We start from the raw sequence: 24454 nt of genomic DNA, 5'->3' as shown, positions 1-24454 counted from the left end.
GCGGCAGGCGCTGTAATTTTATCTTCCGAGACATTCAGTTCAGAGGAATGGATCGGCAGAAAACACGGCATCCTCTGCTTCTCTGTTCGTAAATGCCACCGGAATTTGCCCGGCTGTCACCCCTCGCGTCTCCGCGCTTCCCTTCCCATCAGCATGCGCAGGCTTACCTGCGGCTAAAATTTAGCGATCACGTGCTTTTGTGGTCCAACCCTTTATTGCCATTAAATTTTTGCTATAGAAGGCCAGTTTCTGCATCAGACACTTTTGGCTGCCGTGATTGAAGGACGAGATGATGCCCTCCCCCGAAAATGAACAAACAGTTCGGAAAACTTCTTCCCGGTTTTTCCTTAGTTTTATGTCGGTGCTAGGGGTGTTATTCTTTATTTTTTTCATGGGGTTAGGATTTTGGCAGGTCGAGCGTCTTCAATGGAAACTCGATCTCATCGCCCGTGTTGATGCGCGCGTTCACGCAGAGCCGGTTGCAGCGCCCGGCCCTGACGATTGGGCCAATGTCAATCAGAAGGACGACGAGTACCGTCATGTGACGCTTACCGGAACCTATCTAAACGACAAGGAAGTGCTGGTTCATGCGCTGACCGAACGCGGTGCGGGCTATTGGGTTCTGACACCGATGCGTTCACCGAACGGCGCGCTGACTTTCATCAATCGCGGCTTCGTTCCAAGTGACAAGCGCGATCCATCATTACGTCAGGAAAAGCAGATTTCAGGTGAAACGACTGTAACCGGCCTGTTGCGTATGCCAGAGCCGGATGGGTTTTTCCTGCGCCCGAACGATCCGGCACGCAATGACTGGAATTCGCGCGATGTAGCAGCCTTTGCGCAGAAGGATAATCTTGGAGCGGTTGCGCCTTACTTCATCGATGCCGATGCAACAGCCAACGCAGGGGCACTTCCCATTGGCGGGCTGACGGTCGTGAAATTCCGTAACAGCCATCTTTCCTATGCAATCACATGGTTTGCGCTCGCTGCAATGGTTGCCGGTGCCGCCATTTTTGTCTGGCGGCACGAGCGCAAGTCATCAAACGTGTAACGCATGGCCAAGCGCCTTCATGCAGGCTTCAGCAAAGCCTTCGCTCATTGTCGGATGCGCGTGGATGGTGGCGGCAATGTCTTCCAACCTTGCGCCCATTTCGACCGCCTGCGCGAAGGATGACGAAAGCTCGGATATGCCAAAGCCTACAGCCTGAATGCCGAGGATGAGGTGATTATCCGCGCGTGCAACGACACGGATCATGCCGTCTTCGCGTTCAATCGTCATGGCGCGGCCATTGGCTTGAAACGGAAAGATGCCGACCTGAATTTGATGACCAGCTTGACGCGCTTCGTCCGGCGACTGCCCGACAGTGACGATCTCCGGATCGGTGAAACAGACCGCGGGAATGCAGCGTTTGTCCCATAGCTGATTTCCACCTGCGATAATTTCCGCCACCATCTCGCCCTGTGCCATGGCACGATGGGCTAGCATCGGCTCGCCGGTCACATCGCCTATCGCATAGACACCACGCATGGAAGTGCGGCAACGCTCATCGATGCGGATGAAACGTCCGTCCATGTCGAGACGGATTTCGCTCAGGCCCCAGCCATCAGTCTGTGGCTTGCGGCCCACGGTGACGAGTATCTTGTCGGCCTCGATTGTTTTTGCGGTTCCGTCGGCAGTCAGGACGTCCAGCCCGGCTTCATCCTTCGATAGCCCCTTGGCCGAAGTGCTGGTCAGGATTTCAACGCCGAGCGTCTTCAGGCGCGCCATAACCGGACGTGTCAGTTCCGCATCATACTGCGGCAGGATGCGGTCGGTTGCCTCCACCACAGTGACCTTTGCGCCCAGCTTGGCAAAGGCTGTGCCAATCTCCAGCCCAATATAGCCGCCGCCAACAATAGCAAACTTTTCCGGGATTTTTTCCAGCGACAGCGCTTCGGTGGACGAAATGACTTTTCCGCCAAACGGCAGCGCCTGAATTTCGACCGGGGCCGAACCCGTGGCGATCACGATATTTTCGGCATGGATGGTCTGACGGCCCGTATCGGTGTCGACAAAAACGGTTTTTCCGTCGAGAAAGCGCGCAGGTCCATGGAACATACGCACGCGCGACCGTTTCAGGAGCCCTGCCACACCGCCGTTGAGGCGGCTCACAATGCCGTCTTTCCATTCGAGTGTTTTGCCGAAATCAATAGCAGGGTTCTGAGCCGAAATACCGAGTGCGCCCTTCGATGAAAAGACGGAAAGGCGATGGAACTCATCGGCGGCATGAATTAGCGCCTTTGACGGAATGCACCCGACATTGAGGCAAGTGCCGCCCAACCGCGTCTTTTCCACCAGCACCGTATCGATGCCAAGCTGGCCTGCCCGGATGCCGCAGACATAGCCGCCTGGACCGCCACCAATGATCAGGAGTTTGCATGAAATCTCACTCATTCGATCAGCCTTCTACAAAAATCATGGCAGGCGTCTCCAGCAGGCTTTTCAGCTTCTGCACGAAGACCGCCGCATCCCAGCCGTCGATCACCCGATGGTCGAAACTGCATGACAGGTTCATCATCTTGCGCGCTACGAACTGCGCACCATCCCACATCGGACGTATGGCGATCTTGTTGATGCCGACGATCGCCACTTCCGGGCGGTTTATGATCGGTGTCGTGGCGATAGCACCGAGCGGCCCAAGCGATGTGATGGTGATGGTGGAACCTGACAGTTCCTCCCGCTTCGCCGTACCGTTGCGCGCTGCTTCGGTCACGCGCGACAATTCCGAAGCTGCCGCGAACACACTCATACTTTCCGCATGGCGCACCACGGGCACAATCAGGCCGTTGGGCGTCTGCGTGGCGATGCCGATATGCACACCGCCGAACTGGCGGATGATGTCGGCCTCGTCATCGAAATGCGCGTTGAGACCGGGCTGTTCTTTCACGGCTTTCACTATCGCGCGGATGATGAACGGCAACAGCGTGAGGCGTGGACGTCCCTCTTTCTGCTCGTGGTTGAGCTTGGTGCGCAACTCCTCGATCTGGCTGACGTCGACTTCCTCAACGATTGTAATATGCGGAATATGGCGCTTCGCCTCGGCCATGCGTTCGGCAATCTTGCGCCGAAGGCCGAGGACCTTGATCTCGTTGACCGAACTATCGGCTGCGTAAGCGGAGAGAGTTGATGCCGCACCTGTTTCCTGCTGGAAAAAAAGGTCGAGATCTTCATGTGTGATGCGTCCAGCCGGTCCCGTTCCACGAACGCGGCGCAGATCGACTCCTGCATCGCGGGCCCGCAATCTAACGGACGGGGTTGCCAGCGGCTTTTCGCCTTCCTGACGAACCGGGCCAGCGCCGGTAAAAGGGCGGCTTGCACTCTCACGCTGCGGGGGGGCAGCTTTTGGAGGGACAGGCGTTTGCAGCAGTACTGGAGTTTCAAGAGCAGGATTTTCTTCAACATTTTCGACGGGCTGTTCTTCTGTCGTCCCCCCCTCAATCTCCAGACGGACAAGTTCGGAACCGACCGCGATCTTCTCGCCGACTTCGCCATTGATGGCGATGACCTTGCCGGCGCGTGACGATGGAATTTCCACCGTTGCCTTGTCGGTCATGACAGCCGCAAGAAGATCATCCTCGCGCACGACATCGCCAAGTTTTACATGCCATTCGACAAGTTCGGCCTCGGCAACACCTTCACCAACATCAGGGAGCTTGATTGTAAAATGCGCCATAGTTCCCTCCCCTAAGCTTCCATGATGGATGTAAGCGCGCGACCCACCCGATCAGGACCGGGAAAATAAGCCCATTCCTGCGCATGCGGATAAGGTGTATCCCAACCGGTCACGCGGAGGATGGGCGCTTCAAGATGATAGAAGCAGTCACGCTGGACGAGCGCGGCAAGCTCTGCGCCATAACCGCAGGTCAGCGTCGCCTCGTGCACGACAACACAACGCCCGGTCTTCCTGACTGACGCCATAATGGTATCCGTATCGAGTGGGAGCAGCGTGCGAAGATCTATCACCTCAGCATCAATGCCGGTTTCCTCGGCGGCGGCAAGCGCCACATGGACCATGGTGCCATAGGCGAGCACAGTCACATCACTGCCCTCTCTGCGAATGGCAGCCTTGCCAAGCGGCACGGTATAATAGCCTTCTGGCACATCGCCCAGATCATGCTTCTTCCAGGATGTCACCGGACGGTCGTGATGACCGTCAAAAGGCCCATTATAAAGGCGCTTCGGCTCGAACATGATGACAGGGTCCGGGTCCTCGATGGCAGCCAGCAACAGCCCCTTGGCATCGGCTGGCGTGGATGGCATGACTGTCTTCAGTCCTGATACATGCGTAAAAAGTGCTTCCGGGCTCTGGCTGTGCGTCTGGCCGCCATAAATGCCGCCACCGGAAGGCATACGGATGACGATGGGACAGGTAAACTCGCCCGCCGAACGATAGCGAAGGCGCGCGGCCTCTGAAACGATCTGGTCATAGGCCGGATAAACATAATCGGCAAACTGCACTTCGATGCAGGGGCGAAGACCATAAGCGGCCATCCCGATCGCTGTGCCAACAATACCGAGTTCGCTGATTGGTGCATCGAAGCAGCGTTCCTTGCCGTATTTCTTCTGCAAGCCAGCCGTGCAGCGGAAAACGCCGCCGAAATACCCAACATCCTCACCAAACACGACAACATTTTTGTCGCGTTCCATGGCGATGTCATGAGCGTTCTGAATCGCCTCAATCATGGTCATTTTCGTCATAGATCAGAACCCCGCTTCCTGACGCTGGCGGATAAGATGCGGTGGTGTTTCAGCATAGACATCCTCAAACATGTCGCGCATTGACGGCTTACGACCATCATGCAGCGTACCAATGGCTTCCGCTTCGCGCTGTGCAGCAACAACGAGATCCATCACCTCGGCTTCGGCCTGCTTATGACGCTCATCCGACCAGACGCCGCGCTTGATAAGATGGTTCTTCAGCCGCAGGATCGGGTCGCCAAGCGGCCATGCATCGCTCTCGGCTTTAGGACGATAGGCGGACGGATCGTCCGATGTCGAATGTCCGCCGGCACGATAGGTCACATATTCCACGATGGTCGGGCCGAGATTGCGCCGGGCGCGTTCCACAGCCCATTTGGCAACTGCATGAACGGCCAGATAATCGTTGCCGTCAACGCGCAACGCCGGAATGCCGAAACCGTGGCCACGCGCTGCGAAAGTGCCGGAGCCGCCGCGTGCAATGCCCTGGAAAGTGGAAATGGCCCACTGGTTGTTGACGATATTCATCACCACCGGCGCCTTGTAGGTGGAAGCAAAGACCAATGCTGCATGGAAATCGCTTTCGGCGGTCGAACCATCGCCGATCCATGCGGCAGCGATCTTCGTGTCGTGGCTGATGGCAGAGGCCATAGCCCAGCCGACAGCCTGCGTATATTGCGTCGCGAGATTACCGGAAATGGTGAAGAAGCCGTGATCCTTCGAGGAGTACATCACCGGAAGCTGGCGGCCTTTCAACGGGTCGTGCTCGTTGGAGAAAATCTGGTTCATCATCGTGACGAGAGGATAATCATCTGCAATGAGCAGGCCGGCCTGACGATAGGTCGGGAAATTCATGTCGCCCTTGCGTAGAGCCTTTCGGAACGCGCAGCTCACCGCTTCTTCGCCCAGATGCTGCATATAGAACGAAGTCTTGCCCTGACGCTGAGCCATCATCATGCGCGCATCGTAGGCGCGCAGGATCATCATATGGCGAAGTCCATCTTTCAGCTCATCATCGCTCAAGGTGCCTGCCCAGGGACCGACCGCTTCGCCTTCGCGATTCAGAACGCGAATGATGCTGAAAGCCAGATCGCGCATCACTTCGGGCTTTTCATCGATTTCCGGTCTTCGAACGCTTCCCGCGCGTGGAATTTTGACATGGGAGAAATCCGGTGCATCACCGGGCCGCCACTCAGGCTCGGGAACATGCAGGGACAGGACGACATCATCGCTCATGCGGGTAATCCTCGAAACTGGCCTCACAACGGGCCTCGGGAAATTACAGAATGTCGAACGGGAGAATAATGGATTGGTTCCGTGCGTTTCGGAAACCTAGCGCGGCGCTGTTGGTCACACCTGCCGACCTTGTTCCTCCCAAGCGACATGGCGCCGATTTCCTCCTGCAGCACCATTCGCTTTCAGGGTGGTACGGGTTCAAAAATAAAGCAAGATTATTTTTCGACTACTCCGGCACCTTTCTGCCAAACCGGTTCGCTGCAGCATTGAAACAACCCGAGATGCACCGCGCGAAACATGCTTATTCCCGTGATTTAAATAGGCTTTTAAGTGGAATGTTTTGCCGTCATATACCGCAATAATATTACTTTCGATTGACCAATAAGTCAGTACCCAATGGTACGGTTCTGACTTCTTCGAGCGCGGCTTTGTTTCGTACAAGTTTAACATGAGGCGTTTTGTCCATGTGCGCCAACATGAGTTGGAGCCATAGGCGATGCGATTCTCAAAAAGAAAAGCCGCACCCAAGAGGGTACGGCTTGACAGGAAGCTACGAAATGGCCGGTTCAGCGGATCGCTTTGCCATTCGTATCGAACCTATGGAGCTTGCTCTCATCTGGTGTGATAAGGATCATATCGTCTTCAGTGTGGTGGTGTTCGCCGAAGAGCCGCACCGTAATCAGACCTGCAGCTTCGGTTTCGACATAAAGGATCGTATCGGCGCCGAGATGTTCGGCATGGATGACCTTGCCTTTCCATTTGCCGCTCTCGCGGCTGACAGAAATGTGCTCGGGGCGGATGCCGACGGTCTTCGCTCCAGCGTCTCCAATACGGGCGCCATCAACAAAATTCATCTGCGGCGAACCGATAAAACCGGCGACGAAGAGATTGTCGGGCTTGTTATAGAGGTCCATCGGCGAGCCGATCTGCTCAATGCGACCGGCATTGAGAACAACGATGCGGTCAGCAAGCGTCATGGCCTCAACCTGATCATGCGTGACGTAGATCATAGTCGCCTTGAGCTCACGATGCAGTTTGGCGATTTCAAGCCGTGTCTGAACGCGAAGCGCTGCATCAAGGTTCGACAGCGGTTCATCAAACAGGAAAAGCTCGGGTTCGCGCACCAATGCGCGGCCGATGGCGACACGCTGGCGCTGGCCACCGGACATTTCAGCCGGACGGCGACCAAGATAAGGCTCGAGCGACAGCATTGTTGAAGCCTTGGAAACCCGCTCTTCAATTTCGGCCTTGGGCGTGCCTGCCTGTTTGAGACCAAGCCCCATATTGTCCTTGACCGTGAGGTGCGGATACAGCGCATAGGATTGGAAAACCATGGCGATACCGCGCTTTGACGGCGGAGTGACGGTTACGTCATCTCCGTTGATGAGGACCTGACCGGAGGAGACGTCCTCCAGTCCCGCGATGGAGCGCAGCAGCGTTGACTTCCCGCAGCCGGACGGTCCAACGAAAATGACGAACTCACCGTCCTGAACCTCCAGATTGATGTCTTTCAGAACTTCCTGTGCACCGTAGCGCTTGTGTACCGATTTGAGCAGCAGCGATCCCACGTAACAAATTCCTTTAGAGCATTTCCAGCAAAAGTGCGAAGCGGTTTTGCGTAAGATAATGTGTTAGAACAAAGAGATAGAGCGGTTCCGCGATTCCGTTTTAACCGGAACCGCTCTAAATCCTAACGGCTTACAGTTTGACAGGCTGGCCAGAGCGCACGCTTTCATCTGCCGCGAGGCAGATGCGCAGTGATTGCAGTGCGTCATCCATATGCCGGTTGAGATCAATATCGTCGCGAATGGCCTTCAGCATGTAGGCCTGCTCGCGTTCGCACAATTCCTGATGTCCTGGCTCGTCGGCCATGGAGAGATCCGTATCCGGTTTCAGGAACTTGCCGTCTGCCCCACGCTCGGCCCGGTGAACACGGATAGTCGATGTCTTGGTATGCGCGTCCACATCGTCGGATTTGGTCGCGGCCTCGTTCATGACGATCGAGACACACCCATTTGGTGAGATGACATCCTTTACGAAGAAAGCCGTTTCCGACATCATCGGCCCCCATCCTGCTTCATACCACCCGACTGTGCCGTCATCGAACAACACCTGAAGATGACCGTAATTATACATATCTGGTTTGATTTCGTCGGAGAGACGCAGTCCCATGCCGCGCACTTCCACCGGATTGGCGTCAGTGATCTGGCACATGACGTCCACATAATGCACGCCACAATCGACTATGGGCGATGTGGTGTTCATCAGGTTCTTGTGCGTTTCCCAGGTTGCGCCGCTGGACTGCTGATTGAGATTCATGCGGAATACATAAGGCCCGCCAAGCTGACGCGCCTCTGAGATAAGCCGCATCCACGAAGGATGATGACGCAGAATATAGCCGATGACGAGCTTGCGCCCGTTGGCCCGCGCGCAGTCGATGACCCGGCGCGCATCCTCAACTGTGGTTGCCAACGGCTTTTCTACGAACACATGTGCGCCCTGCTCCAGCGCCGCGATAGCATATTCCGCATGGCTTTCAGAATAAGTGGCGACGCAGGCAAGATCGGGCTTCAACTCCTTCAATGCTTCATGGAAGGAAGGATGGATTTCGTAACCCGCCAGTTCATCTGGCACCACAACCTTGGTGCGATTGACGAGGCCGACAACCTCGAAGCCGGGATTGCGGTGATAGGCTAGCGCATGGCTGCGGCCCATATTACCGAGACCGGCGGAAAGAACACGGACAGGATTTTGCATTGAAGAACTCATTTTACAGCCCCCGCGGTGATGCCGCGGATCAACTGCCGCGAGAAGATGACGTAAAGAACAAGGATCGGGAACATCGCCAGCGAAAGGGCTGACAGAACGGCATTCCAGTTGGTGACGAACTGACCAATGAAAAGCTGCGAACCGAGCGTCACGGTCTTGGTGGCTTCACTTGGCGCAAGGATCAGCGGGAACCAGAGGTCGTTCCAGATCGGGATCATGGTAAAGACGGCGACCGTAGCCATGGCGGGCCGGATCAGCGGCAGCACCAGCTTGAAGAAGATCGCATATTCTGACATGCCGTCTATTCGCCCGGCATTTTTCAAATCATCTGACACGGTTCGCATGAACTCGGACAGGATGAAAATCGCGAGCGGCAGGCCCTGCGCGGTATAGACGAGGATCAGCGCCGTCAACGTATTGACCAGACCGGCAGCCACCATACCCTGAAGCAATGCTACAGTTCCCAGCCGGATCGGGATCATGATGCCGATGGCGAGGTACAGGCCCATCAGGGTGTTGCCCTTGAAACGGTATTCGGCAAGCGCAAAGGCTGCCATCGCGCCGAACAGGATCACGAGGAAAATACTCACCACCGTCACGATGGTGCTGTTCTGGAAGTAGGTCAGGAAAGAACCCTGCTTCAGAACCGTTTCGTAACCGATGAGGCTAAAGCTTTCCGGTGTCGGAAATTGCAAGGGCGTGCGGAAGATCGCGTTGCGGTCCTTGAACGAGTTGATCAGCGTCAGCGCCACCGGGAACACGGCGATCAGCATGTAGAAGATCAGGGCCGCATGGACGAGTGTGGTGCGAATGGGCGATGTGCGTGCTTTCAACATGGTCTCGTCCTCAGAACTGATAGCGGCGCATGCGGCGCTGGATTCCGAACAGGTACAGCGATACACCGGCCAGAATGATGAGGAACATCACGGCGGCAATTGTTGCGCCCATGGACGGATTGCCAAGCTGTAGCTGGAAGCCGAAGAAGGTACGATAAAGGAACGTGCCCAGAATATCGGTCGACTTGTCCGGCCCGGCAAGCGCGCCCTGCATCGAATAGACGAGGTCGAACGCATTGAAATTGGCGACAAATGTCATAACCGAGATCAGACCGATGGATGGCAGAATTAACGGCAGCTTGATCTTGAAGAACTGGCTCCAGCCCGTAATGCCGTCGCATTCGGCGGCTTCAATAATTTCATCGGGAATGTTCAGAAGGGCTGCATAGATCAGCATCATCGGGATGCCAACGAACTGCCAGACCGAAACCAGCGATACGGTGACAAGAGCCTTATCTGCCTTGCCAAGCCAAGGACCGAACAACCATTTCAGACCGACAATATCCATCATCCATGGAGCGACACCCCAGATAGGCGACAGGATCAACTTCCAGATAAAGCCGACGATCACGAAGGAAAGCAGCGTTGGAAGGAAAATCGCCGTGCGATAGAAGGCAGCAAAACGCAGTTTCGGCAGGGACAGCATAGCTGCCAGCAGAATGCCGATCGGGTTTTGAACAAGCATATGAATGCAGAAAAATATGGCGTTATTTTTCAAGGCATTCCAGAGATCACGCGACCAGTTCGGGTCACCGAAAAGTACCTGAAAATTAGCAAACCCCACAAAAGTGCGCTGTCCGTCGACGACATTGAAGAATGCTTGCCGCAAAGTCTCGATCAGCGGCAGCACCATCACGGCTGTATAGATCAGGACACATGGCAGAAGAAAAACAAGTATATGCCAACGCCTTGGGCGCTTGTGTACGATACCTGTCATGTCGGCAGATTGGCTCATATAGGCGTTCGCTCTTCAAAAGCATTTCCAGCAGACGCGTGAACTGGACGATTGGAAATGCGTAAACCAATGGTCAGCGTTCTCGATTTCGAGAATGCGCACAAACCAGAGAAGCACATCTCCCGTCCGTGCCCGCTGACTTCATTTTTAACCTGACACGAAATGCACCGATAACAAAACTTCGTGCCGATGCGTCAGATGAAAAGATATGGGCGGCGCGCCCCCGCGGTCGCCGCCCATATCGTACCGCTTTTTACTTGGCTGGCTTGTACCAGCTATCCAAACCTTCCTGCAGCTTCTTCGCAGCGTCTTCCGGCGTTACGGTGCCATTGATGACGTTGGCCGACTGAACCCAGGTTTCATTTTCGAGGTTCGGTGTGCCACGCGATAGAATCTGATAGGTCGAGCGAATAGTCGGCTTGCACTTTTCGCGCCAGGAAACGAATTCCTGCGCCAGCGGATCGCTCATCTTCACGGCTGTTGAGTTCAGACTGAAGAAGCCCGGCAGCGCATTGGCGTAGATTTCCGCAAATTCCGGCGAAGCAACCCAATTCAGGAACACTTTTGCCTGTTCGGCGTGCTTGCTTGCAGCGTTGAGGCCGAGGCCGATATCGTTGTGGTCTGAGATATAGCACGTGTCGCCAGCATTCTTCACCGGTGGCGGGAACGCGCCCATCTTGAACTGAGCCTGCGTGTTAAACAGGCCGATTTCCCACGATCCAGCAGGATAGATAGCGGCACGTCCGAGCGTGAACAGGTTCTGGCTGTCCGGGTAGGTCTGCGCTTCAAAACCGTCGCCCAGATAGTCTTTCCACTTGGCGAGAACCTTGAATGGCTCAACCCACTGCGGATCGGTAAGCTTTTCGGTGCCGGCAATCAGAGCCTTGCGCCCCTCTTCACCCTTCCAGTAGGTTGGGCCGATATTCTGGTAGCCCATGGTTGCGGCTTCCCACATATCCTTTGTGCCCATAGCCATTGGAATGTAGTTGCCATCAGCCTTGATCTTCTCAAGAACGTCGAAGAACTCGGCTTCCGTGGCCGGCACTTTGAGACCGAGCTTGTCGAAGGCTTCCTGATTGTAGATGAAGCCGTGAATAACTGAAGCCATAGGCACGCAGAAAGTCTTCGAGCCGTCGTCGGTCGTCCATGCGGACTTGGCGACGTCGGAGAAGTTCTTCATGCCTTCGAGATCCGTAAGATCGGAGAGCTTGCCCTTGTTGAAAAGCTCGAGCGAGGTATCGAACGGACGGCAGGAAATCAGATCGCCACCCGAACCAGCGTCGAGCTTGGCATTAAGGGCCGCATTGTACTCGGTCGGCGCGCTCGGCGCGAAATTGATCTTGATGCCAGGATTCTTGGCTTCAAAAGCCGGAATGATCTTTTCCTGCCAGATTTGCAGATCGTCGTTACGCCAGCTTTCGACCGTCAGCGTGACGTCTTCGGCGAGCGCAGCCGACCCTGACGCCAGAAGCGTGGAACCCAGCAGCATAAGTTTCAACGTATTACGAACCATTTGACCTTCTCCCGTTTTTAGAGCGCGGATGCGCAACAGAGGCGAAAGTACGCCAGACCGTTTCAGCACGATCGCTCCTCGCGTTGGGGAAAAGTACCGGACCCCGCCAGTGATCTCCATCCCAAATCCGCGTGGCCCTCGCCCTCAGCGGCATTGCGCTCCCCTTCTGCTGAAATTAATGCCAAAAACGTACCAATTGTCCAGAGAAGTTTACAACTTTGATGCAGAAAAATTGATGTAGCCAATTTTTCTTAAATTTTATCAAGGAATTATTCAAATTTCACACAGGCCGACAAATCTGCTTGGTTAATGGTATTTTTTTGGTATCTTCAAGTTGGAGGTATTTTCATGACTGAGTTCTTCATAGGCGTTGATGGTGGAGGCACGGGATGCCGCGCGTTGGTCGCGGGTAGCGATGGTGCGATTCTTGGTTCAGGGCGCAGCGGCTCTGCCAATATCGTCACCGATCCGCAAACGGCGTTGATCAATGTGATCGCGGCGATCGACAACGCTTTTGACGATGCAGGAATAGACAAGGCGCATTATACTACCAGCCATGCGGTTCTTGGTCTGGCAGGCGGCAATGTCCAGGGCGCAGGCACTCCGATAGAACGCGGCCTGCCCTTCGCGCACTCCAATGTGGAATTCGATGGTGTGATCGCCCTACAGGGCGCGCTCGGCGATCAGGACGGCATCGTCGCTATTCTCGGCACGGGCACCGCTTATATCACGCGCCGAAATGGTCGCATCCATTCGATCGGTGGATGGGGTTTTCCGTTGAGTGATCTCGGCAGCGGCGCTCGGCTCGGCCAAAGCCTGTTGCAGGAAAGTCTGCTCGTACATGACGGCATTCATCCGCGCACACGCCTGACGACAGACCTTTTGAACGAGTTCGACAACAATCCGGATAATCTGGTCGAGTTCGCATGGACTGCGAAGCCCGGTGACTTCGGCAAATATGCTCCGCGTATTTTCCAGTACGCAAGCGAGGGCGACGAAACAGCAAGGATGCTATTGGAACGCTCGGCGGCCTATGTCAGCGAAACGCTTGATGTACTGATTAAACAGGGGGCCGAACGCATCAGTCTGCTCGGTGGCATGGCGTCGCTTTATGTAGAATGGCTGCCGCCACATCAGCAGAAGCTTTTGGTCAAGCCTGCCGCAGATGCTCTGGCCGGCGCCTTGCAGCTTGCTCTGAAACGATATGGGCCACAAAAAGGAAAGGCGCGCGAATGAGTGGAAATTTTAGCGCTTTCCTGTCCAAGAATCTTCAGGGGTCCGCGCTTTCCTCCGGTGGGCCGCTCTATATGCGGCTACGTCAGTCGCTGGAGGCGGCGATCCGCGCCGGACAACTGGTCGATGGCGAAGCCCTGCCGCCGGAGCGCGATATTGCGGAATATGCCAATATCAGCCGTGTGACGGTACGCAAGGCAGTGGACGACCTTGTCAAGGCCGGACTTCTCGTGCGCCGTCATGGCTCGGGAACGTTCGTCGTACGCCCGAGCGAGCGCGTGGAGCAGTCGCTATCCATGCTGACCTCGTTCACCGAGGATATGGCGCGTCGGGGCATCACCACGCAATCCCGGTGGCTGGAACGTGGCCTCTGCTACCCGTCACCTGAAGAGATGATGAAACTGGGTGTTTCCTCGGAAACCCGTGTTGCGCGCCTTGGTCGACTGCGCATCGCCAGTGACATGCCACTGGCGATCGAACGGGCAAGTATTTCAAGCGAAATCCTTCCCGATCCCGATGCGGTGAAAGGGTCCCTCTATGCTGAGCTGGGCCGCACCGGATTTCGCCCCGTTCGCGCCGTGCAGCGTATAGCCGCCTGCAATATCAAGGACCCTGACGCACGTATTTTGGGCGTCAAGGAAGGCGATGCAGGCCTGTCCATTGAGCGACTGTCCTATTTGCCTTCTGGCCGGGTTGTAGAGTTTACAAAGTCGCTCTATCGCGGTGATGCCTATGATTTTGTGGCCGAGCTGACAATACCGCAGCCTTGAAAGAATTGCTCTGAAAAAAACGGCCCGTTTCCGGGCCGTTTTCTGTGTATCGATCAATGATGTTTTTTGCCTTCACGAGCCAGATCCGCAGTCGGATCTGCTGACAAGCGCTTGCGCGCCCGGTCGTCCATCAGCTCATACCACATGGCGTTGAGCACAGCGAAAGCCGCAGCAAGCGGAAGCCCCAACAACCAGGAAAAATACCACATATCGCTTTCCTTCTCGGTTGGTACAAGCGCATCCCGAAAAGTGTGAACCAGTTCTCGGATAAGATGCGCGTTAAAATGTAACTTACAGAGCGCCGATCTGATGCAATCAGATCGCACAGTGCTCTAATAAGCGTGATTGCTTTCGTCTTCGATCATGTCCTTGTCGACCTTGCCCCACAGAACCTTGTAGACCCAGGATGTGTAGGCCAAGATAATCGGCAAGAAGATAAGCGTCACAACCAGCATGATGAACAGCGTCGTATGACTGGAGGACGAATCCCAAACCGTCAGGCTTGAACGCGGATCGAGCGACGATGGCAGTATGAACGGGAACATCGACACGCCGACCGAGGAAATGATGCCGAAGATCGACAGTTTTCCGAACAGCAGCGGGGCCAGTTCACGACGGCTACGCAATGCTATGAAGACCGCAAGCGCTCCCAAAATGCCAAGCGCCGGAGCGATCAGCAGGATCGGATAGTTTGCATAGTTGGTGAACCATGCACCGTGATCCAGTTCGACAGTCTTGCGCAGCGGATTGGACGGCCCATCAGTCACGATGGCGCTCGTGATCCGATAGCCCGAAACCCAGAACCAGCTGACGACGCCAGCCAACACATAGAGCACCACAGTCAGAAGAGCCGCAATGCTGCCATAGGACCGCGCACGCGCCTGGACAGCGCCGGTCGTTTTCAACACAAGCCACGAAGCGCCGTGCATGCTGAGCATAGTCACCGAAAGCACACCGCAAAGCAGCGCAAACGGATTGAGCAAACCGAAGAACGAGCCTTCATAGAAAATCTGAAGATCATCCGCGAGGCGGAACGGAACACCTTGCAAGACGTTACCGACTGCAACGCCGAAAATGAGGGCCGGAACGAAACCGCCGATGAACAGCGCCCAGTCCCAGCTTTTCCTCCATACGTCACTGTCCCGCTTGGAGCGATATTTGAACCCGACCGGGCGCAGGATGAGCGCGAACAGGATGATAAACATCGCCAGATAGAAGCCTGAGAAGGACACTGCATAGAGCGGCGGCCAGGCGGCGAAAATCGCTCCGCCCCCGAGGATCAGCCACACCTGATTGCCTTCCCAGACCGGGCCGATCGTGTTGATGATGATGCGCCGTTCGACATCTGTCTTGCCGATGACAGGCATAAGTATGTCGACACCGAGGTCGAACCCGTCCATCGCAGCAAAGCCGATCAGCAACACACCGAGCAGCACCCACCAGATAAGGCGCAGGGTTTCATAGTCCAACAATTCGCTGAGTATCATGATCCTTACTCCGCAGGTGCAATGCTGGCCGGGGCGAGAATTGCTTCCGGCTTGCTGTCGGGTTCAGGTCCAGCCTTGATGGCACGTATCATCAGGCCCATCTCGATGATGAAGAGAACCGTATAAATCGCCACGAAACCAAGTATGGTCAGCAGCACTGTGGACGCTCCGAGATTGGAGACTCCGACTGCGGTCGGCAATATGCCTTCGATCACCCATGGCTGGCGACCGAACTCTGCAACGATCCAGCCCATTTCAGCCGCGATCCATGGCAGCGGTATCGCAAACACTGCAATCCGCAACAGAAACGGATAACGGTCGAGTTTTCGACGCGCCGACAGCACGAAGAATGTGCCCGTCAGAAGGATCAGGAAGAAACCGATACCGACCATGATGCGGAAGGCCCAGAACAGAGGCAAGACGCCGGGAACAGTGTCGTTAGCGGCCTGTGTGATCTGCGCGTCAGTGGCATTGCGTGGATCGTCCACATAACGCTTCAGCAGAAGCGCGTAGCCCATCCATTGGCTGTTATCCGCAAAGACGTCCTTGACTTCCTGCGGAACGGCGTTCGTATCGCCAGCCGCGCGAATTTTCTGCAAGGCGTCATAGGCGAGGATACCGTTGCGGATATGGGTTTCGGCGTTCTGGACAAGATCATTGATCCCCTCAATGGGTGTCGTGAGAGACCGCGTGCCAATCAGGCCCATGACCCAAGGGATATGCACTGCGAAGTGAGTTTCACGTGCCGCCTGGTCTGGAAAGCCGAAGGCGGTGAACGAGGCCGGAGCCGGTTCGGTTTCCCACATGGCTTCAATGGCCGCAATCTTCATCTTCTGGTGTTCATTGGCCAGATAGCCGCTTTCGTCACCTAGAACGACGACGGACAGCGAGGCGGCCAGACCAAAGGATGCAGCAATCGTCATGGAACGTTTGGCAAGCTCTACCGACCGACCCTTCAGCAGATACCAGGCTGAAACACCAAGAACAAAAATAGACGCCGTGACATAACCGGCCGAAACCGTATGAACGAACTTGGCCTGCGCGACCGGGTTCATCAGAACCGCGAAGAAATCGGTAATTTCCATGCGCATGGTTTCAGGATTGAACGCCGATCCGACCGGATTCTGCATCCAGCCATTGGCGATCAGAATCCACAATGCCGAGAAGTTCGATCCAGCCGCAACAGCATAGGTCGCCATGAGGTGCCCAACTTTGGACAAGCGGTCCCAGCCAAAAAAGAACAGCCCCACGAAGGTCGCTTCAAGGAAGAACGCCATCAGTCCCTCGATGGCAAGCGGTGCGCCGAATATGTCACCGACATAATGACTGTAATAGCTCCAGTTCATACCGAACTGGAATTCCATCACGATCCCCGTTGCGACGCCCATGACAAAGTTGATGCCAAAAAGCGTACCCCAAAATTTCGTCATCTGCCGCCAGATGAGTCGCCCCGTCATTACGTAAACGGTTTCCATGATGGCAAGCAGCACGGAAAGACCCAAGGTCAGAGGTACGAAGAGGAAGTGATAAAGTGCCGTGATTGCAAACTGCAACCGCGACAGGGAGACAATATCGAGTTCCATCTCTTTAAGCCGGCAATCCGGCCCTCCTGGTGTTATGAGCAGCGCTGCCAGCGCGGCCCCCTTTTGAACGCGGCGGCTTCTTAAAACCGGCAATCCGCTTCAATTTCAAATATACGTCCAGAAATGGACACGGACTTCAAATTATTCTCCATGCCCACGCGACTCACCTCATCGTCTTGAGGATTTCGCCAAAACGCGGCGAAGTCTTACCTACAGACTCAACTAGAGCGCCTTGATTTAAAACAATGATCCGTTCACAAATTTGCGCCTCACGACGGATATGCGTGGCGATCAGCAAGGTGCGTGAACCCGTCTTGATCTCCAGACGGTCCAGAACATCCTGTGCGGTCGCAGCATCCAGGCCTTCGGTTGGCTCATCCAGCAACCAGAGCGGAACATCGGTCAGGAAAAGACGCGCAAGCGCCAAACGACGTGCCTGACCGCCCGAAAGTCCCAGTCCGCCCTCGCCCAGCATTGCGTCCAACCCTGCAGGCAGTTCAGCAATAAACGCGCCAAGACCTGCGGCTTGCAATGCATCTATCAGTTCGGCATCGCTCGCATCGGCGCGTGCCAGCAGGAGATTGCCGCGAAGGGTATCCTGGAATAGCTCTGTGCGCTGCGTAAGAAGACGGGCTGGCAACACTGCGACACGACCCCGATCAGCCGGAATTTCTCCGGCAAGGAGATTGAACAGGGTTGTCTTGCCTGCGCCGCTTGTACCGACGATGGCAACCTTTTCACCTGCTACAATATCGAGATCGAGCTTATTCAAAGCATAACCGTCGGCGCTGTCGTGACGTACAGACACGTCTTTCAGGTGTACAGCGGCTCCATTCTCTGGCGTCTCGGGCGTAACCAGTTCGGCATTGTCATGCAACTGAGGAGCAACCCGCTTTGCAGCGAGTATCGTGCGCCCGAGTTCCATCGCGCCACGCCGCAAGGCTGAAAAAGGCTCCATCGCGCCGAGCAGGATAAGCATTCCAAGCGCTGCGACGGGTGCACCGATAGTTCCTGACTGCATCAACGATCCAACCACGACGAGGCCGCCTGCAAGCAAGCCAGCGTGAACGATGCCGAAACCGGCGCCGGTGAGAATCTCAATCCGATTAAGCTTGCGATCCGCAGCGGCAACATAGCTATCTGCCCGGGCCAGGGCCAGCTTCTGGTCTTCCAGACGTCCAGCCATTAGAAGTTCAGTCTGCCCGGCAACCAGATCGACAGTGCGAGCGCGCAGTGACTCCGTGCCTTTTGCACGCCGGCGCATCGATTTTTCGGACCGGCGAGCCGCAAAAAGCGGAAGACAAAGGCCGGCGACCAGCAAAACAAACGCTGCACCCAGCCCGAAAAGTAGGCTCATTAAGCCAAGCGCTATACCGGCCACAAGTGCGGTGGCAAGCGCTGCCCCGACGGGTACCAACACACGCAAATAAAGAGAATCGAGCGCATCAATGTCAGCGGTCAGGCGGAACAGAAGACGCGCAGGGCGTTTCAGAAGGGCGTTCGCCGCAGTCGGACGTGCGCAGCTACGGAACAATTTTTCGCGTAGTGCAGCAAGGATCGCGAGCGTTGCATCATGGGTGACAAGCCGCTCGAGATAGCGGGAGCCCGTGCGCAGGATAGCCAGCAGACGAATACCGGCAGCAGGTGCGAACACGTCGAACACAACCGCGGTTGCGATGGTCAAGCCCGCAATCGCCGTTGCGGTTATAAACCAGCCCGACAGTCCGAGGAGAGCGATGCCGGCAAGGACCGTCGCTGTCGCTGTCGCGATGCCGGCAAGAAGTGCAGCCCCCTTGGTCTGGAAGAAAAGCCGCAAGATAGGCTGCAACGACCGGAAACCGTTCATTCCGCTGCCCTCCTCTGCCAGTCCGGATCTGTACTCACGCTGCCGTCCAGACGGATGATACGATCCATTCTGCCTGCAAGGGTTTCGTCGTGGGTTGCGACGAGCAGCGTCTTGCCTTTTGCGAGTTTGAGAAGGCTGTCTGCAATGAATCTGGCCGTTTCCTGATCCAGATGAGCCGTGGGTTCGTCGGCCAGAATAACGTCTGCCGCCTGATCGACTACCGCCCGGGAAAGCGCAAGTCGCAGGGCTTCCCCGCCCGAGATTCCGGCACCGTTTTCGCCTATCAGGCTATTGCCGGTGACGCCCAGAACATGCCCAAGCGCCATGTCGTTGATGATGGCTTTCGTGGTTTCGATTTCGGCTTTTCGACCCAGCGTGATGTTGTGGCGGGCTGAACCGGCAAAGATATGCGGCTTCTGGCCGATCCAGCTCATCCTCGCGCGAAGCGCGGTTGCTGTTTCGTCAGTGAGTTCGACATCGCCGATTTTTATCCGCCCCCCCTGCAGCGCGATCAGTCCGGCAATAAGCGCCAGAATGGTCGATTTTCCGTAGCCACTCGGCGCTAACAACGCCACATGTTCACCGGCCGCAACATCAAGGCTGAATTCGTGGAGCACCTTGGCTTCGGCCCCATAACTGAAGTCGATATTGTGTAGAGTAACTGCGGGTGCGCCGACAGCTACTGTTTGGCCTCCACTCTTCCCGACCACCGACCTCGAATGTTTCGCGAGCTTTTCAAGCGCATCAATCGAGGCTTCGCCGGCCGCCCGGTCGTGCCAGACGGCTGAAAGGTCGCGCAACGGTTCAAAGAAAGCGGGAGACAGAAGCAGGACAAACAGTCCTTCCGCCAAGGTCAGCTTGTGGCCCCACGCTCCGAAGTTGAGCTGACCCAGCAGATGAAAACCAATATAGACCGCAACCATTGCGACGCCGATGGCAGCAAACAGTTCAAGCACGGCAGATGAGAGAAATGCTATGCGCAGGACCGACATAGTCTTCGAGCGCAAGGTCTCGGCATTTTCCCGCAAGCGGTTCGCCGTAGAGTCCACGGCATGGAATGTTCTAATGGTTGCAAGTCCACGCAGGCGGTCGAGAAGAAAGCCATTCATGCCGCCAAGAGCAGTGAGTTGTTTTTCACTGGCGGCCTTGGCACGCCAGCCGATCAACGCCATGAAAATCGGTATCAGCGGTGCGGCCACCATCAGGACAAGCGCTGCGGCCCAAGAGTACCAGAGCACGACCATCAGTATCGCTAACGGAACCAGCATGACACGAATGCGGACGGGCACGAAGCGCGAGAGATAGGCAACGACCATTTCCGCCTGTTCGGCCAGAATGCTCGCCGCCTCGCCAGATGACGGGCGTGTAATGTCGAGCGGTGAGCGCCGCGCAAGCGCTGACACAGCATCGGCTCGCAAACGGGAAAGTTCCTGTCGGGCAGCATCGAAAGCGTTTGCCGCACCTGCACTGTCGAGAATACTGCGCAAGCAGCCGAGCGCGAAGATGCTTACAGCGCTATAATAGATGGAATTATCGAAACCAGTATCGGCCAGTCGCCCGATGGCATAAGCGAGAATGCCCGCTTGCGGCAGCCACAAAAGTGCGGCCAACGCCTGAAGATATGCCCCCCGCTTCAGCAAGGATGGAACAGGACGACGCTGCGAGCGGCGCGAACCTTTTTGTTCGCCCGCCGCTTCTCCGTTCTGTGCCGTCATTGTTTCCGTTTGGGGGACAACGGATGTCACTCTCGCCTAGGCTCCTTCTTGGCCGATGTTCGCCCACGCCCAAGCGCCACAATTCTGTCTGTGGTTTCAAGGAAGCGGGTCACTTTGGCGCCAAGCGCCAGAAGACTGGTCAAACGGTCGGTGTCGAGCCGTTTGACGTCATCATACCAGTTGGTCAGCCTTTCGATCAGGCCGTACATGTCCGTCATGCGTTCCTGCGCATAACGATCACTGTCACTTTTCGGCTGCTCCATAAGGATTTCACGCAAAACGGTCAGTGTCGGATCGATCTCGCGCTTCTTTCGCTCTTCGGCGAGCGTACGCAGAATCTGCCACACGTCGTCGGGTGTCGTGAAGAAATCGCGACGATCACCGGGAATGTGTTTCAAGAGCACCAGGTTCCAGCCCTGTAACTCGCGAATGCCCATGGATACATTTGAACGCGATACACCGAGCGCATCGACGATCTGGTCAGCGCAAAGAGGCTCAGGCGATATATATAGCAGCGCATATATCTGCCCCACGGTGCGGTTGATGCCCCAACGGCTGCCCATTTCTCCGAAGTGGAGCACGAACGACTGAACGATTGGCGACAATTCCAAAACTCTCTCTCCCGTAAGTTCTGAATTTTCAGAAATTACTGAAATTCAGATAATTCAATTGGCCTGATCCTTCAATTCACTTGTCTCGGGCAAAGGCCCGATTGGACAATTGGCCGCAGCTTCGGAACACTCCTCCAAATGTCCAAAACAACGATAAGCCACTGCTTCCGCTCCGCAGTCGTTGGCAGTCAGCCCAAGGATTCGGCAAATGGCGGATAGTGTTTCCGGTTCTCAGGATAGCCGGTCTTGGAGCGAACTCCAAAACAGGTCTCCGGTCAGCCCGGAAGCGACAGACGCTGCCTCCATGATGAAACAGCGAAGTTCCCCATTTGGTGCGGCGGAAATGCTGGCTTTCCGCCCTCTCCGCACCCTAAAGCATACTACCTACAGACCTATCACGGGTCGGAAGATGAAGGCAGCTCCCTGCTGTCCTGCGTTCTGTCGCGATGGATCACGGCGCGGCTGAGCAGCATGAGTGTTACCGGCGTTGTGACAACCACAAAAACGGCAATTAGCACTTCATGCAGAATCGGCTTCGATTGCAAGATGGAGAAAAATATAATCGACGCGATCAGGATGCCACCGGCTCCGAAGGATGAGCCAAGTGTAGGGGCATGAACGCGCTCATAAAAGCTTTTGAAACGGACAAGCCCTATGCATCCAACCAACGTGAGGAAGGCACCGGCGACCAGAAAAAAAGCGATGACAATAGCTGCCCATAGAGGGAGTTCCCCTGCATTTATCATTCGATCACCTCCCCGCGCATGAGGAATTTCGACAGTGCCACGGTTGCGACGAAACCAAGAAGAGCGATAATCAGCGCCGCCTCGAAATAGATGATACTGCCCGTGCGTATGCCAAACGTGATCAGGAGAAGCAGCGCATTGAGGTAAAGCGCGTCAGTCGCAAGAATGCGATCCTGCGCGCGCGGTCCCACCAGAAGCCTGTAGACCGCGCAAGTCATCGCACCGAGAAGCATCAGCTGAGCGGCGAGCAGAGACCAGAAGATGATAACTGCGCTCATGCGGATTTCTCCTCTTCCACGGCATCTGCCGCTCCAAATATCTTGATGAGCCGCTGCTCATATCTTCCCTTGATCGTGTCCCGCCACGCTTGCGCGTCTTCCAGATCAAGCACGTGAATGGTGAGTTCGCGTCGCGCAGCATTGTAATCCACCCAGGCCGTGCCCGGCGTCGCAGTGATTATGCAGGCGAGGACGGCAAGCGCTGTTCGATTTTCCAGATCAAGCTGGATAACCACAAAGCCCGGACGCCGCTTGCGCTTGCGTGACAATATGATACCTGCCACTGCGATGTTGGATTGCAGGATGTCATAGCTCATGGTGCCGAACAGCCCGAACATCGTCGGGATCGAACGAATATGGTTCTTCTGCGGTTGCAGGGCTGTCATGACCAGACACGCCACGAGCGCAATGATCGCACCAAGCAGGAGCTGTGCTCGTGTGAATCCGTTCAAAAGCAACCAGAACAGGAGCAGCGAGGCGAACAGAAGCGGGTAAGGCAGGACTCTCTTCACTGCGCCTCCTCCGCTTGCGCGCCAGCGCGGGGCGCGTTGAGGACACTGCTGATATAGGATGCTGGATTGTGCAGCGAACGGGCCGTTTCATCCATATAGCGCATGGCCGGACCGGCTGCGATAGTCAGCACCAGACAGATTGCCAGAAGTCCTGCAATCGGCACCACTTCCCGCACCAGAACACGCGGCACATTGCCTTCGAGCGACGCCCAGAACGTGCGAATACCGGTACGTGTCATCGCAATCAATGCTGAAAGACCGGATAGCAAAAGGAGCGCGATCAAAGCCCAGCTTGACGCGCTGACAGGCGTTGCGAGTTGCGGGGTCGGGCCATCACCGTTGAAAACGGCTGCCAGGATCAGGAACTTGGCGATGAAACCGGAGAATGGGGGCAAGCCGATCAGCAATATCGCACAGATTCCGAAGAACGTTCCGAGGACCGCGAGGGTTGCAGGCAGTACGGCCCCAACCTCGTCTTCTTCTTCTTCCTCCTCTTCGTCGCCATAGGCTTCCATGGTGACGGCAAGAACGTTTGCAGCTGCATCCTGTCCGCGTTCGATTAGTTCGATCAGCAGGAAAAACGCTGCAATAGTGAGGGTGGAACTGACCATATAGAACAGTGCGGCGCCGGTCATGGCCGTATTGCCGCTGCCAATCGCAGCCAGCAACGTGCCGGAAGACACGAGGATACTATAGCTGGCAAGACGTCCCATTGCCTGCGACGCGACGACCCCGATAAGGCCAAAGGCAAGCGTGACCATTCCGCCGAAATAGAGCCAGTCATTACCGAAGCCATAGGAGGAACCTGCACCGATGCCGAACATCAATGGCGAGAGCCGCAGAAGCACATAGATTCCCACCTTGCTCATGATGGCGAAGACGGCGGCCACAGGCGCGGCCGCCGCAGTATAGGTCGGCGCAAGCCAGAAATTGAGCGGCCACATGCCTGCCTTGACGAGGAATGCAACGCCCAGAACCGCGGCACCCGCTTCAAGTAGCATACGATCTTCGAGAGCGACCTGCGGAATTCTCTGCGCAAGATCGGCCATATTCAGTGTGCCGGTCACGCCATAGATCAGGCTGACCCCGATCAGGAACAGCGATGAAGCGACGAGATTGACGGCAATATAGTGCATGCCGGCCTTTACGCGCGCCGGACCTGAGCCATGCAGCGCCAGGCCATAGGATGCAGCCAGCATGACTTCAAAAAACACAAAGAGGTTGAACAGGTCGCCAGTCAGAAATGCGCCGTTCAGCCCCATAAGCAAAAGCTGGAAAATCGTATGGAAATGCGGGCTGGCCTTATACCAATGCGCGAGCGCGAAACTGAGAGAAGCCATACCGAGCAAACTGGCCAGTATAAGCATAAGAGCCGCGAGACGATCCAGAACCAGCACGATGCCGAACGGTGCGGGCCAGTTGCCGATGAGGTAAACCAGAGCGTCGGGCGCCTTGTCGCTCGCCATGCCAGCAAGCGTAATCGCAATCGCGATCAAGCCCAAGGTAGAGATGGAATTGATGGCCATCTTGAGCTTGCGCTTGCGCTCGTCGAACAGCAGCAGGACGGCTGCGGTGACAAGTGGCAGAACGATCGGAGCAACGATGAGGTGCGTTTTCCAGTCCAAC

22 protein-coding genes are annotated in these 24454 nt (G+C 55.9%); 3 read left to right on the top strand and 19 right to left on the bottom strand.

What is annotated here, in order from left to right; genetic code table 11:
- Positions 1 to 289: 289 nt before the first annotated feature.
- Complete coding sequence (locus FJQ48_RS05845; RefSeq protein ID WP_139974258.1) at positions 290 to 1051, top strand: SURF1 family protein; 762 nt, start codon at positions 290 to 292, stop codon at positions 1049 to 1051.
- Here the strand turns inward: FJQ48_RS05845 and lpdA are convergent.
- From lpdA to FJQ48_RS05800, 9 genes are all read right to left on the bottom strand, one after another.
- Positions 1040 to 2434, bottom strand: coding sequence for a dihydrolipoyl dehydrogenase (gene lpdA, locus FJQ48_RS05840; RefSeq protein ID WP_139974257.1), 1395 nt, complete (start codon positions 2432 to 2434; stop codon positions 1040 to 1042). The two genes, FJQ48_RS05845 and lpdA, sit on opposite strands and share 12 nt — an antisense overlap.
- Positions 2435 to 2438: 4 nt before the next feature.
- On the bottom strand, positions 2439 to 3713 hold the full coding sequence (locus tag FJQ48_RS05835; RefSeq protein ID WP_139974256.1) for a dihydrolipoamide acetyltransferase family protein: 1275 nt from the start codon (positions 3711 to 3713) through the stop codon (positions 2439 to 2441).
- Positions 3714 to 3724: 11 nt separating this feature from the next.
- Positions 3725 to 4738: an alpha-ketoacid dehydrogenase subunit beta gene (locus FJQ48_RS05830; RefSeq protein WP_139974255.1), complete on the bottom strand. Its 1014-nt coding sequence runs from the start codon at positions 4736 to 4738 to the stop codon at positions 3725 to 3727.
- A 3-nt stretch (positions 4739 to 4741) separates the two neighbouring features.
- Positions 4742 to 5974, bottom strand: a complete 1233-nt coding sequence (locus FJQ48_RS05825; RefSeq protein WP_139974254.1) for a 3-methyl-2-oxobutanoate dehydrogenase (2-methylpropanoyl-transferring) subunit alpha — start codon at positions 5972 to 5974, stop codon at positions 4742 to 4744.
- Positions 5975 to 6540: 566 nt separating this feature from the next.
- Positions 6541 to 7542: an ABC transporter ATP-binding protein gene (locus tag FJQ48_RS05820; protein WP_139974253.1), complete on the bottom strand. Its 1002-nt coding sequence runs from the start codon at positions 7540 to 7542 to the stop codon at positions 6541 to 6543.
- A 130-nt stretch (positions 7543 to 7672) separates the two neighbouring features.
- The gene (locus FJQ48_RS05815; protein WP_139974252.1) at positions 7673 to 8743 is read right to left on the bottom strand and encodes a Gfo/Idh/MocA family oxidoreductase; all 1071 of its coding nucleotides are present in this window, start codon (positions 8741 to 8743) and stop codon (positions 7673 to 7675) included.
- On the bottom strand, positions 8740 to 9579 hold the full coding sequence (locus FJQ48_RS05810; RefSeq protein ID WP_139974251.1) for a carbohydrate ABC transporter permease: 840 nt from the start codon (positions 9577 to 9579) through the stop codon (positions 8740 to 8742). The genes FJQ48_RS05815 and FJQ48_RS05810 overlap by 4 nt, the downstream gene beginning before the upstream one ends.
- 10 nt (positions 9580 to 9589) lie before the next feature.
- Positions 9590 to 10534 carry a sugar ABC transporter permease gene (locus FJQ48_RS05805; protein WP_139974250.1) on the bottom strand — a complete coding sequence of 315 codons (945 nt, stop codon included), beginning with the start codon at positions 10532 to 10534 and terminating at the stop codon, positions 9590 to 9592.
- 253 nt (positions 10535 to 10787) lie between these two features.
- Positions 10788 to 12047, bottom strand: a complete 1260-nt coding sequence (locus FJQ48_RS05800; RefSeq protein ID WP_139974249.1) for an ABC transporter substrate-binding protein — start codon at positions 12045 to 12047, stop codon at positions 10788 to 10790.
- 348 nt (positions 12048 to 12395) lie between these two features.
- Between FJQ48_RS05800 and FJQ48_RS05795 the strand changes: the two genes are divergently transcribed.
- Together FJQ48_RS05795 and FJQ48_RS05790 are read left to right on the top strand one after the other, a co-directional pair.
- Complete coding sequence (locus tag FJQ48_RS05795; RefSeq protein ID WP_139974248.1) at positions 12396 to 13283, top strand: N-acetylglucosamine kinase; 888 nt, start codon at positions 12396 to 12398, stop codon at positions 13281 to 13283.
- The gene (locus FJQ48_RS05790) at positions 13280 to 14050 is read left to right on the top strand and encodes a GntR family transcriptional regulator (protein WP_139974247.1); all 771 of its coding nucleotides are present in this window, start codon (positions 13280 to 13282) and stop codon (positions 14048 to 14050) included. The genes FJQ48_RS05795 and FJQ48_RS05790 overlap by 4 nt, the downstream gene beginning before the upstream one ends.
- A gap of 53 nt (positions 14051 to 14103) precedes the next feature.
- On the opposite strand, the gene cydX is transcribed toward FJQ48_RS05790, so the two are convergent.
- From cydX to FJQ48_RS05740, 10 genes are all read right to left on the bottom strand, one after another.
- Complete coding sequence (gene cydX / locus FJQ48_RS05785; RefSeq protein ID WP_104754527.1) at positions 14104 to 14259, bottom strand: cytochrome bd-I oxidase subunit CydX; 156 nt, start codon at positions 14257 to 14259, stop codon at positions 14104 to 14106.
- 123 nt (positions 14260 to 14382) lie between these two features.
- Complete coding sequence (gene cydB / locus FJQ48_RS05780; protein WP_139974246.1) at positions 14383 to 15537, bottom strand: cytochrome d ubiquinol oxidase subunit II; 1155 nt, start codon at positions 15535 to 15537, stop codon at positions 14383 to 14385.
- A 5-nt stretch (positions 15538 to 15542) separates the two neighbouring features.
- The gene (locus FJQ48_RS05775; protein ID WP_139974245.1) at positions 15543 to 17120 is read right to left on the bottom strand and encodes a cytochrome ubiquinol oxidase subunit I; all 1578 of its coding nucleotides are present in this window, start codon (positions 17118 to 17120) and stop codon (positions 15543 to 15545) included.
- A 163-nt stretch (positions 17121 to 17283) separates the two neighbouring features.
- The gene (gene cydC / locus FJQ48_RS05770; protein ID WP_139974244.1) at positions 17284 to 18966 is read right to left on the bottom strand and encodes a thiol reductant ABC exporter subunit CydC; all 1683 of its coding nucleotides are present in this window, start codon (positions 18964 to 18966) and stop codon (positions 17284 to 17286) included.
- Positions 18963 to 20711, bottom strand: coding sequence for a thiol reductant ABC exporter subunit CydD (gene cydD / locus FJQ48_RS05765; protein WP_139974243.1), 1749 nt, complete (start codon positions 20709 to 20711; stop codon positions 18963 to 18965). Before cydD ends, cydC begins: the two co-directional genes overlap by 4 nt.
- Positions 20708 to 21292: a GbsR/MarR family transcriptional regulator gene (locus tag FJQ48_RS05760; RefSeq protein ID WP_180350135.1), complete on the bottom strand. Its 585-nt coding sequence runs from the start codon at positions 21290 to 21292 to the stop codon at positions 20708 to 20710. Before FJQ48_RS05760 ends, cydD begins: the two co-directional genes overlap by 4 nt.
- A gap of 395 nt (positions 21293 to 21687) precedes the next feature.
- Positions 21688 to 22038 (bottom strand): monovalent cation/H(+) antiporter subunit G, encoded by a 351-nt coding sequence (mnhG, locus tag FJQ48_RS05755; RefSeq protein WP_139974242.1) that lies wholly within the window; start codon positions 22036 to 22038, stop codon positions 21688 to 21690.
- Positions 22035 to 22316, bottom strand: coding sequence for a K+/H+ antiporter subunit F (locus FJQ48_RS05750; RefSeq protein ID WP_139974241.1), 282 nt, complete (start codon positions 22314 to 22316; stop codon positions 22035 to 22037). The genes mnhG and FJQ48_RS05750 overlap by 4 nt, the downstream gene beginning before the upstream one ends.
- The gene (locus tag FJQ48_RS05745; RefSeq protein WP_139974240.1) at positions 22313 to 22828 is read right to left on the bottom strand and encodes a Na+/H+ antiporter subunit E; all 516 of its coding nucleotides are present in this window, start codon (positions 22826 to 22828) and stop codon (positions 22313 to 22315) included. The genes FJQ48_RS05750 and FJQ48_RS05745 overlap by 4 nt, the downstream gene beginning before the upstream one ends.
- Positions 22825 to 24453 (bottom strand): monovalent cation/H+ antiporter subunit D, encoded by a 1629-nt coding sequence (locus FJQ48_RS05740; protein WP_139974610.1) that lies wholly within the window; start codon positions 24451 to 24453, stop codon positions 22825 to 22827. The genes FJQ48_RS05745 and FJQ48_RS05740 overlap by 4 nt, the downstream gene beginning before the upstream one ends.
- Position 24454: the final 1 nt, after the last annotated feature.

It is taken from the genome of Ochrobactrum sp. CGA5, assembly GCF_006345815.1.
Classification (GTDB): domain Bacteria; phylum Pseudomonadota; class Alphaproteobacteria; order Rhizobiales; family Rhizobiaceae; genus Brucella.
Note: the sequence above shows the minus strand (reverse complement) of the source record. Positions and strands in the feature narration are given on the sequence as shown.